8 protein-coding genes are annotated in these 8,945 nt (G+C 70.3%); 2 read left to right on the top strand and 6 right to left on the bottom strand.

Features of this window, described 5'->3' with window-relative positions; translation table 11 throughout:
• Positions 1-617: 617 nt before the first annotated feature.
• The gene (gene trpS / locus ACFVYN_RS20345; protein ID WP_390000376.1) at positions 618-1,685 is read left to right on the top strand and encodes a tryptophan--tRNA ligase; all 1,068 of its coding nucleotides are present in this window, start codon (positions 618-620) and stop codon (positions 1,683-1,685) included.
• A 265-nt stretch (positions 1,686-1,950) separates the two neighbouring features.
• On the opposite strand, the gene proC is transcribed toward trpS, so the two are convergent.
• From proC to ACFVYN_RS20315, 6 genes are all read right to left on the bottom strand, one after another.
• A complete protein-coding gene (gene proC, locus ACFVYN_RS20340) occupies positions 1,951-2,763 on the bottom strand; it encodes a pyrroline-5-carboxylate reductase (RefSeq protein ID WP_390000373.1) in 813 nt (270 codons plus the stop codon).
• Positions 2,764-2,910: 147 nt separating this feature from the next.
• A complete protein-coding gene (locus ACFVYN_RS20335; protein WP_390000370.1) occupies positions 2,911-3,702 on the bottom strand; it encodes an ABC transporter permease in 792 nt (263 codons plus the stop codon).
• Positions 3,699-4,511: an ABC transporter ATP-binding protein gene (locus ACFVYN_RS20330; RefSeq protein WP_390000368.1), complete on the bottom strand. Its 813-nt coding sequence runs from the start codon at positions 4,509-4,511 to the stop codon at positions 3,699-3,701. Before ACFVYN_RS20330 ends, ACFVYN_RS20335 begins: the two co-directional genes overlap by 4 nt.
• Before the next feature lie 125 nt (positions 4,512-4,636).
• Positions 4,637-5,416 carry a class I SAM-dependent methyltransferase gene (locus ACFVYN_RS20325; RefSeq protein ID WP_390000365.1) on the bottom strand — a complete coding sequence of 260 codons (780 nt, stop codon included), beginning with the start codon at positions 5,414-5,416 and terminating at the stop codon, positions 4,637-4,639.
• A 147-nt stretch (positions 5,417-5,563) separates the two neighbouring features.
• Entirely contained in the window at positions 5,564-6,076 is a 513-nt protein-coding gene (locus ACFVYN_RS20320) for an EamA/RhaT family transporter (protein WP_390000362.1), read from the bottom strand.
• 260 nt (positions 6,077-6,336) lie between these two features.
• Entirely contained in the window at positions 6,337-6,663 is a 327-nt protein-coding gene (locus ACFVYN_RS20315) for an SH3 domain-containing protein (protein WP_390000360.1), read from the bottom strand.
• 182 nt (positions 6,664-6,845) lie between these two features.
• Here ACFVYN_RS20315 and ACFVYN_RS20310 point away from each other — a divergent pair, with 182 nt between their 5' ends.
• Entirely contained in the window at positions 6,846-8,942 is a 2,097-nt protein-coding gene (locus ACFVYN_RS20310) for a serine/threonine-protein kinase (protein ID WP_390000357.1), read from the top strand.
• Positions 8,943-8,945 lie beyond the last annotated feature (3 nt).

The following is an 8,945-nucleotide window of genomic DNA, read 5'->3' as shown; positions in this document are numbered from 1 at the left end:
CGGGCAGTTTCCCTTCGGTCTTGCGTTTCCGACTCTATCAGACCGTTTCCGGTTCCGATTTCCTCGGTGCTTTCCAGGTTCCCGCTCTCGCGTTTCCCTTTCCGGCGGTTCCGACTCTATCAGATCCTTTCGGGCCTGATTCCCAGTCAGGGGGCTTGTCTTCCCGGCCGTTGGGCCGTTCCGACGAGTGAGACTTTAGCGGATTCCCGGCTCCCGAGCTAATCGGGGCCGCCGTCCTTTCGAACGTGGATTCCTCATTTCGCGAATACAGCACGCCAATGCAGCGACGGCAGACAGATCGGCTGTCGTCGTTTGTTGGCTGGTACCTGCGGAATGGCTGTCCGGGGACCGACCGGGGTCGGCGCTCACGTCGGACAACTCGGAGAACACTACGTACCGGGCTGGGGAGTGTCAACCCAGCCTGGATCGACCCTCGGAGGCGTACGCTGGCAGGCATGACAACGCGTACGTGCACCCAGCAGTGGTGGGCCGCCTGACGGCGGCCGTGAGCACGTATGCACTCAACGGCCGCCGCCTCGGCGGCCGTTCGCGTATCTCCCTCCAGGACTCCTGAGGGTCGGCCGCCGGGACGGCGGTCTCGACCAGGAGGTGGAGAGATGACGCGGGTCTTCAGCGGGGTCAAGCCGACGGGGCATCTGACGCTGGGGAACTACCTGGGAGCCATGCGGCAGTGGGCCACGGTCGACCAGCACCGGGCGGAGTCGCTGTTCTGCATCGTCGACCTGCACGCCCTGACCGTCGACCATGATCCGGCGCGGGTGCGGCGGCTGAGTCGGCAGGCAGCGACGCTGTTGCTCGCGTCGGGGCTGGATCCCGAGGTGTGCACCGTCTTCGTACAGAGTCATGTGGACGAGCACGCGCGGCTGTCGTACGTGCTGGAGTGCGTGGCCACGGACGGTGAGATGCGGCGCATGATCCAGTACCGGGAGAAGGCCGCTCGGGAGCGGGCGCGGGGCGGGAGTGTGCGGCTGTCGCTGCTCACGTATCCGGTGCTGATGGCCGCGGACATCCTGGCGTACGGGGCCGACGAGGTGCCCGTCGGGGACGACCAGGCGCAGCATGTCGAGCTGACGCGCGATCTGGCGGTGCGGTTCAACCAGCGGTACGGATACACGTTCGTGGTGCCCCGGGCCAGCGTGCCGAAGGTGGGCGCGCGGGTCATGAACCTCCAGGAGCCGACGTCGAAGATGGGGAAGTCCGACGACTCCGGGCCGGGGATCGTCTATCTGCTCGACGAGCCGGACGTCGTGCGGAGGAAGGTCATGCGGGCCGTGACCGACAGCGGGCGGGACGTCGTGTACGACCGGGAGGCCCGGCCGGGCCTGGCGAATCTGCTGGAGATCCTCGCGTCGTGCACGGGTGGGAACCCATCGGAGCTGAGCGGTGTATATGAGTCGTACGGCGCCTTGAAGAAGGACACCGCCGAGGCCGTGGTCGAGGTCTTGAGGCCCGTGCAGGAGAGGCACAAGGAGTTGTGCGCGGATCCTGGCTATGTGGAGGGGGTGCTGCGGGATGGCGCGGAGAGGGCACGGGCGATGGCCCGGCCGACCGTGGATGCCGCTTATCGCGCGATCGGGTTGCTTCCGGCCGCTTCGGCTTCCGACAGGGCTGCTGTGGATACCGGCGCGCTCGACAAGGGTGTCGTGCTGAACGCTGCTCGGTAGGCACGTGGTCGGGTGGCGAGGCGCGATGCGTGTGCTGGCGCATCGTGACCTCGCTGCCGAAGCCGGTGTGGCGGGCGGAGCTCGGGGCGGACATGCCCGCGCGGCGGCCGGATCGGCGACCGGAGCGGTTCGTGCAGGTGACGCGGGGCGTGCTCGCGTACGGGGGCGCAGGCGTCGGCGGTCTCGTTGTACGGGGGCGGCTTCGCTCGCCTGGTGGCCACGAAGGACGTGGTGGGCTTGGCGGGATGACCGTCCCCGGTGGGTGTCAGTCCTTCTTGCCGGAGGCCAGGGCACGGCTGCGGTCGCGGGCGGCTTCGAGGGCCGCGATGAGGGCGGCGCGTACGCCGTGGTTCTCGAGTTCGCGGATGGCGTTGATGGTGGTGCCCGCGGGGGACGTCACGTTCTCGCGGAGCTTCACCGGGTGTTCGCCGCTGTCGCGGAGCATTGTGGCGGCGCCGATCGCGGACTGGACGATCAGGTCGTGGGCCTTGTCGCGGGGCAGGCCGAGCAGGATGCCGGCGTCGGTCATGGCTTCGACCAGGTAGAAGAAGTAGGCCGGTCCGGAGCCGGAGAGGGCGGTGCAGGCGTCCTGCTGGGACTCGGGAACGCGGAGCGTCTTGCCGACGGCGCCGAAGATCTCCTCGGTGTGGGCGAGGTGGTCGGCGGTGGCGTGGGTGCCGGCGGAGATGACGGACATGGCCTCGTCGACCAGGGCGGGCGTGTTGGTCATGACACGGACGACCGGGGTGCCGGGGGCGAGGCGCTCCTCGAAGAAGGAGGTGAGGATGCCGGCGGCACCGCTGATGACCAGGCGGTCGGCCGGGACGTGCGGGGCGAGTTCGTCGAGGAGGGCGCCCATGTCCTGCGGTTTGACCGTGAGGATCAGGGTGTCGGCGGTCTTCGCGGCTTCCGGGTTGGTGACCGGGGCGACTCCGTAGCGGTTGCGGAGTTCTTCGGCTCGCTCGGGGCGGCGGGCGGTGACCAGGAGGTCGGCCGGGGCCCAGCCGGCGCGGATCATTCCGCTGAGCAGGGCTTCGCCGATCTTGCCGGTGCCGAGGACTGCGACTTTCTGGCTCATGCGGTTCAGTCTGGCACCGGGTCGGGGCGTGCAGGGTGGGTGTCCGGTGGGCGGGACATGGGTGCGGTGGTGGCCGCACTGTGCGGGAGGGGCGGCTGTCCTTTGCGGGGCGGTCCTGTTCGGCCCCGGTCCTGTTCGGTCCCGGTCCTATTCGGTCCTGCGCCTCAGTGTCGCCGCTCCCAGTCCCAGGACCAGCAGTGCGCAGCCCGCCACGATCAGTGCGTCGCGGACGAAGGTCGCTGTCATGTCCGTGTGCCTGAGGACCTCGTTCATGCCGTCGACGGCGTAGGACATGGGCAGCACGTCGGAGATGGTCTCCAGGACGGGGTGCATGTTGTCGCGCGGGGTGAAGAGGCCGCAGAGGAGGAGTTGGGGGAAGATCACGGCCGGCATGAACTGGACGGCCTGGAATTCGGAGGCCGCGAAAGCCGAGACGAACAGGCCGAGGGCGGTGCCGAGCAGGGCGTCGAGCAGGGCGACCAGCAGCAGGAGCCAGGGGCTGCCGGTGACGTCGAGGCCGAGGAGCCAGACGGCGAGGCCGGTGGCGAGGACGGACTGGATGATCGCGAGAGCGCCGAAGGCGAGGGCGTAGCCGGCGATGAGGTCGCCTTTGCCGAGCGGCATGGCGAGGAGGCGTTCGAGGGTGCCGGAGGTGCGTTCGCGCAGGGTGGCGATGGAGGTGACCAGGAACATCGTGATCAGCGGGAAGATCCCGAGGAGGGAGGCGCCGATGCTGTCGAAGGTGCGCGGGCTGCCGTCGAAGACATAGCGCAGCAGGAGCAGCATCAGACACGGGATCAGGATCATCATCGCGATGGTGCGGGGGTCGTGGCGGAGCTGGCGCAGGACCCGGGCCGCGGTGGCGGTGGTGCGGGAGAGGCTCAGGGCGCTGGTAGGGACCGGCGCGAGAGCGGGCGGGGCCGTGGTGGTCGTGGTCATCGCGTGGGCTCCTTGGTGCGGCTTGCCTCGACGGCCTGGTCGACCAGGTGGAGGAAGGCCTCCTCGATCGTGTCGGAGTGGGTGCGGGTGCGCAGGGCCTCGGGGGTGTCGTCGGCGAGGATCTGGCCCTCGCGCATCAGGAGGAGGCGGTGGCAGCGCTCGGCCTCGTCCATGACGTGGGAGGAGATCAGGAGGGTGGCGCCGCGGCGGGCGATGTCGTGGAAGAGGTTCCACAGGTCGCGGCGCAGGACGGGGTCGAGACCGACGGTGGGTTCGTCGAGGACGAGGAGTTCGGGGGTGCCGAGGAGAGCGACGGCGAGGGAGACGCGGCTGCGCTGGCCGCCGGAGAGGTTGCCGGCGAGGGAGTCGGCGTGGGTGGCGAGGTCGACGTCGTCGATGACCCGGGTGACCTCGGAGTGGCGGCGGTCGGCGGCGGCGCGGCCGGGGGCGAGGATCGCGGCGAAGTAGTCGAGGTTCTGGCGGACGGTCAGGTCGTCGTAGACGGAGGGGGCCTGGGTGACGTAGCCGATGCGGGTGCGCAGGGTGGGGTGGCCCGCGGGTCGGCCGAGGACGTCGAGGGTGCCGGTGGCCTTGGCCTGGGTGCCGACGATCGAGCGCATCAGGGTGGACTTGCCGCAGCCCGAGGGGCCGAGGAGGCCGGTGATCTGGCCGCGTGGGACGTCGAAGGCGAGGCCGCGCAGGACGGTGCGGGGGCCTCGGACGGCGGTGAGGCCGTCGGCGTGGACGGCGGGGGTGGCGGGCTCTTCGTGCGTGCGGTCGGTGGGTGACCCGGACGCTTTATTCATCATACGATGAATAATCCCCTCGCGGGTGCGGGCAGTCAAGCGGGTTGGTTCGGTGGGGAAGCTGGGGCGCGGGGTGAGGTGGGCGTGCGGGATCACCCCGAGCACCCTGGGGGTGGGCCTTCGCGGGGTCAGGCGTTGAAGGCGACCAGCAGCTCGACGTCGTAGGTCTCCTCGACGGTTCCGTCGGGGAACTGTTCGAGCAGGATCCTGCGCTCCTCGGTGAGGAAGGCGCTCGCGTGTTCCTCACCCGCGACCAGGAACAGCGAGTGGCTGCCGATGTTGGCGAGGTGGGTGTCGACGGGCACGCGGCGGCTCCAGCGGACCACTCGGCGGCCGAAGTCCAGGCGGCCGCTGGGGTCGGCCAGGGCGGACCGGCCTCCGTTGCCGTTCGCCTCGACGGCCGGAGGGACACCGTAGTCCTTGAAGTGCTCGACGAGCCGGCCGGCCTGACCGGTGATCCAGGGGACGTCGAGGGCGTCGGTGTTCCACCACAGGGCCAGCGCACCGCCCGGCCGCAGCACGCGGCAGGCTTCCGGGACCGCGCGGGCGGGGTCGGTCCAGTGCCAGGACTGGGCGTAGGTGAGCAGGTCGGCGGAGTCCGTGAGGAGGGGCAGGTCGTTGCCGTCGCCCCTGATGATCGGGATGGCGGGGTGGGCGTGACGGAACTGCTCGGCCATGCCGTCCCCGGGTTCGACCGCGACGACCTGGGCGCCCCGGGCGTGCAGCAGCGCGGTCGCTATCCCGGTACCGGCTCCGACGTCGGCGACCCGGGCGCCGGTGAGGGGGCGTCCGGCGAGCTCCTCGATCGCGTCGAAGAGGGCGGGCGGGTAGGAGGGGCGGTTGGCGGCGTACTGGGCTGCGGCGGCGTTGAAGGAGTGGGCTCGGGCGGTGTGGAAGGAAGCGGTCATGAGGCCATGGTGGTCGGATGAGGATCAGGGGGCGGTGAGCTTACGGTGAGAGAACCGGCGTGACAGGGGCCGGAGTTGCAGCGGCGGAGGCTGTGCCGCCGGACGTGCTGTCCGGTGGCGCCGGGGCGTCGGGGCCGGCGGCGGCTCTCAGTGGCGGCGCTTCTTCTTCGAGGGGTTTCCCGTGCGGCGAGCACCGCGTTGTTCGTGCTCCCTGCGTGCGGCCTCGTACTCCTGCCGGTGCAGTTTCTCGCCCGGTGCCTCCGTGAGGGTGCGGAGGAAGTACGCGAGGAGGGACCCGACGAACCCGATGGCCAGGAGGCCGCGGAGGGAGGCCTGGCGGTCGGGGTCGGGGCGGTTGCCGAAGCTGTCCCAGGTGTTGCGGAAGGCCAGCGCGCTGCAGATCGCGAACATCGCGATGACGAGGACGGTCACGAAGCTGCCGGTGTCGGCGATCTGGAGACCCTCGTAGGCGAAGCGGAGGATCAGGCAGGAGGCGACTGCGGCGGCGAGGGAGCCGGTGGCCGCGCCGACGCGGCGGAGGGCGTAGCCGTTGTCGTGGTCCACCCAGGTCGTGCCGAAGAGGCGGAGGGGTTCGGGGCGGGGGCCGCCGCCCGCTGGGGGGCCCGCGGGGATGTCCTGGGTGCCGGATTCGTCGCTCACGGGACGATTATGGCTCCGGGAGGGGGCGGGCTCCCTGCGGGGATCGGGAGCAGCGGTCGGCCGCGTAGCCGTCGCCGCCCGTGTTCAGGTACGCCTTGGAGACGTACTGGTCCTCGGGCAGGACGCCTCACTGCGGACGTTCAGCTGACAACCGGGAGCCACCGGGCATCTCTGGACCGTCGCGGCCTCGGCAGTGGCGGCGCCCACCATGAGGAGGGCGCCGGTGAGGCCTGCGAGCATGACGGATCCGGGTGACCAGGTCAGCCGCAGCGCGAGGCGACGTAGCCGTCGCTGCCGGTGAGTACATAGGCGTCCGCGACGAACTCGCCGTTGGCGATGTTGTCCCAGATGTTCGAGGTGCCGTACGGGCCGACAACCGACGTCCCCGGCGTCTGGCAGTAGATCGCGACCTGTGCGCCCTCGGGGAGGACGCGGACGATGCCGTACTGCGTGCCCGGGCCGCGGCGGACGTTGAGGCGGTAACCCGGTGCGACCGCGTAGTAGTGGGCGGCCGCGGTCGCGGCAGCGGCTGTTGTGGCGGACTTGCTCTCGCCGTCCTCGACTTCTTCCACGTGGTCAACAGACATGAAAATCCTCCCCCGTTGCTCCCCATGACTGCCATGGGGTCACGTTGATTCCCCTAAATCACGCCATGAAACACATGTACGCAACTCGCACGCGGAGACTAGCAAGCCGCCTCTGTCCCGTACGAGTCATCGACTAGGCTCCGTGCGTCGCGCGCGCGGACGATCAGCACGGGGGTGGTTCCATGGCGCCACAGGGCAACACCGGAGCGGGCGCGGAAGCGGAACTTCCCGAGTACGCCGGTCACTACCGGCTGGAGTCATGCCTCGGGTCCGGCGGGATGGGCGTCGTGCATATCGCGCGCAGCGCCTCGGGGATGAAGCTCGCGGTGAAGGTCGTACATTCCGAGTTCGCCAAGGACCCGGAGTTCAGGGGGCGTTTCCGGCAGGAGGTGGCTGCCGCGCGGAAGGTGAGCGGGGCGTTCACCGCGTCCGTCGTCGACGCCGATCCCGATGCCGAACGGCCCTGGATGGCCACGCTGTTCATTCCCGGTCCGACCCTCTCGGACGAGGTGAAGCGGAACGGGCCCATGGCGCCCTCCGAGTTGCGCCGGCTGATGGCCGGGCTCGCCGAGGCGCTGCGCGACATCCATCGGGTCGGGGTGGTCCACCGGGATCTCAAGCCGAGCAATGTGCTGCTCGCCGAGGACGGTCCCAAGGTCATCGACTTCGGCATTTCTCGGCCAAAGGACAGCGAACTTCGCACCGAGACCGGGAAGTTGATCGGAACGCCGCCGTTCATGGCGCCGGAGCAGTTCCGGCGGCCGCGGGAGGTGGGGCCCGCCGCCGACATCTTCGCACTCGGATCGGTGATGGTGCATGCGGCCACCGGACGCGGACCGTTCGACTCCGACAGTCCGTACGTCGTCGCTTACCAGGTCGTGCACGACGAGCCGGACCTGACGGGCGTACCGCAGAACCTCGCGCCGCTCATCGTGCGGTGCCTCGCCAAGGAGCCCGAGGACCGGCCCACTCCGGACGAGTTGATGCGGGAGCTGCGGTCGGTCGCGGCCTCGTACGACACGCAGGCGTTCATACCGGCACAGCGCACGGGTGACGTGCCGGTCCTCGAGCAGGAGGCCGAGGAGCGGGTACGACGGCCCGGACGGCGTCTGCGCAGGAACGTGCTGCTCGCCGCCGGCGCGCTTGTCCTTGTCGCAGGCGGAGTGTTCGCCTCGGTCCAGCTGCTCGGTGACGGACAGCTCACGCCGACGGACCGCACGACGCCTCGAGCGGGGGCGTCCGCGTCGCACGCCTGGGAGGCGAAGCCCGTGGCCGGGGGCAAGGGCACGCCCCGGTGCTCGTACGGGACGGGAAAGCTCTTCTGCGTGCGGGCGGGTCTGGTCTTCGCGCTCGATCCGACCGACGGCCGCCTGCTGTGGCGGCAGTCGGCCGGCACCGACCGGTGGAGCGTTCCGCCCGTCGTGTCCGGTGGCCTTCTGCTGCCGTTGGCGGATTACGGCAACCGCCTGCGGGCGCTCGATCCCGCCACGGGCCGGACGCGCTGGCAGCGGAACGTGCCGGCGTACGACGGCATGTGGTCGGCCGGTGGCATGCTCCTGGTCACCCGCGCGGACGGGACGGTGACCGGCGTGGACAGCGCGTCCGGCGACACCAGGTGGAGCAAGGAGATACCGGGCCACTCCACACCGTCGTTCTCCACGTTTCCCGGTGACCCGCTGCTGTACGTGACGGGCACGTCCGTCGACGAGTCGAGCACCCGGGTCACCGCCGTGGACGCGGCCACGGGTCATGTGCGGTGGGAAGAGCACCTCGACGGCGCCCTGACCCCGGTCGGTTCCGAGAACGGATCCGTCTTCTTCCTCTCCGTCGACCAGGTCTTCGACCACGCCAAAGCAGTCGTCCGCTTCACCCCCGCCTCCGGAGCGACCCGGAAGGTGGCCTTGCCGGTGCCCCGGCAGGGCGCCGAGGCCGCTGTGCACGGCGGTGTCGTCTATGTGCTGGCCGCTTCCGGAGCCCTGGAGGCCGTCGGCGTCGACACGGGCCGGCAACTGTGGCATCTGGAGACGTCGGTGAGCCGGGGATCCGTCCCGGTCTCCGACGGCAGGTACGTCTTCGTCACCGCTTCCGACGGGCGGCTGCTCGCCGTGGACGCGCGCAGGGGAACGCTCGCCGGGCAGACACCGGCACGGCTCGGCGCCGACGCGGGCGATGTGATCGCCACGCTGCCCCCGGCCACTCTCGCCGATCACCACGTCTACGCCACCGCCCCCGACGGCACCGTCTTCGCCGTGGACGCCCGCGCCCCCTCGGACTGGTAGCGC

The sequence above is a fragment of the Streptomyces sp. NPDC058307 genome, assembly GCF_042880295.1.
GTDB lineage: Bacteria > Actinomycetota > Actinomycetes > Streptomycetales > Streptomycetaceae > Streptomyces.
Note: the sequence above shows the minus strand (reverse complement) of the source record. Positions and strands in the feature narration are given on the sequence as shown.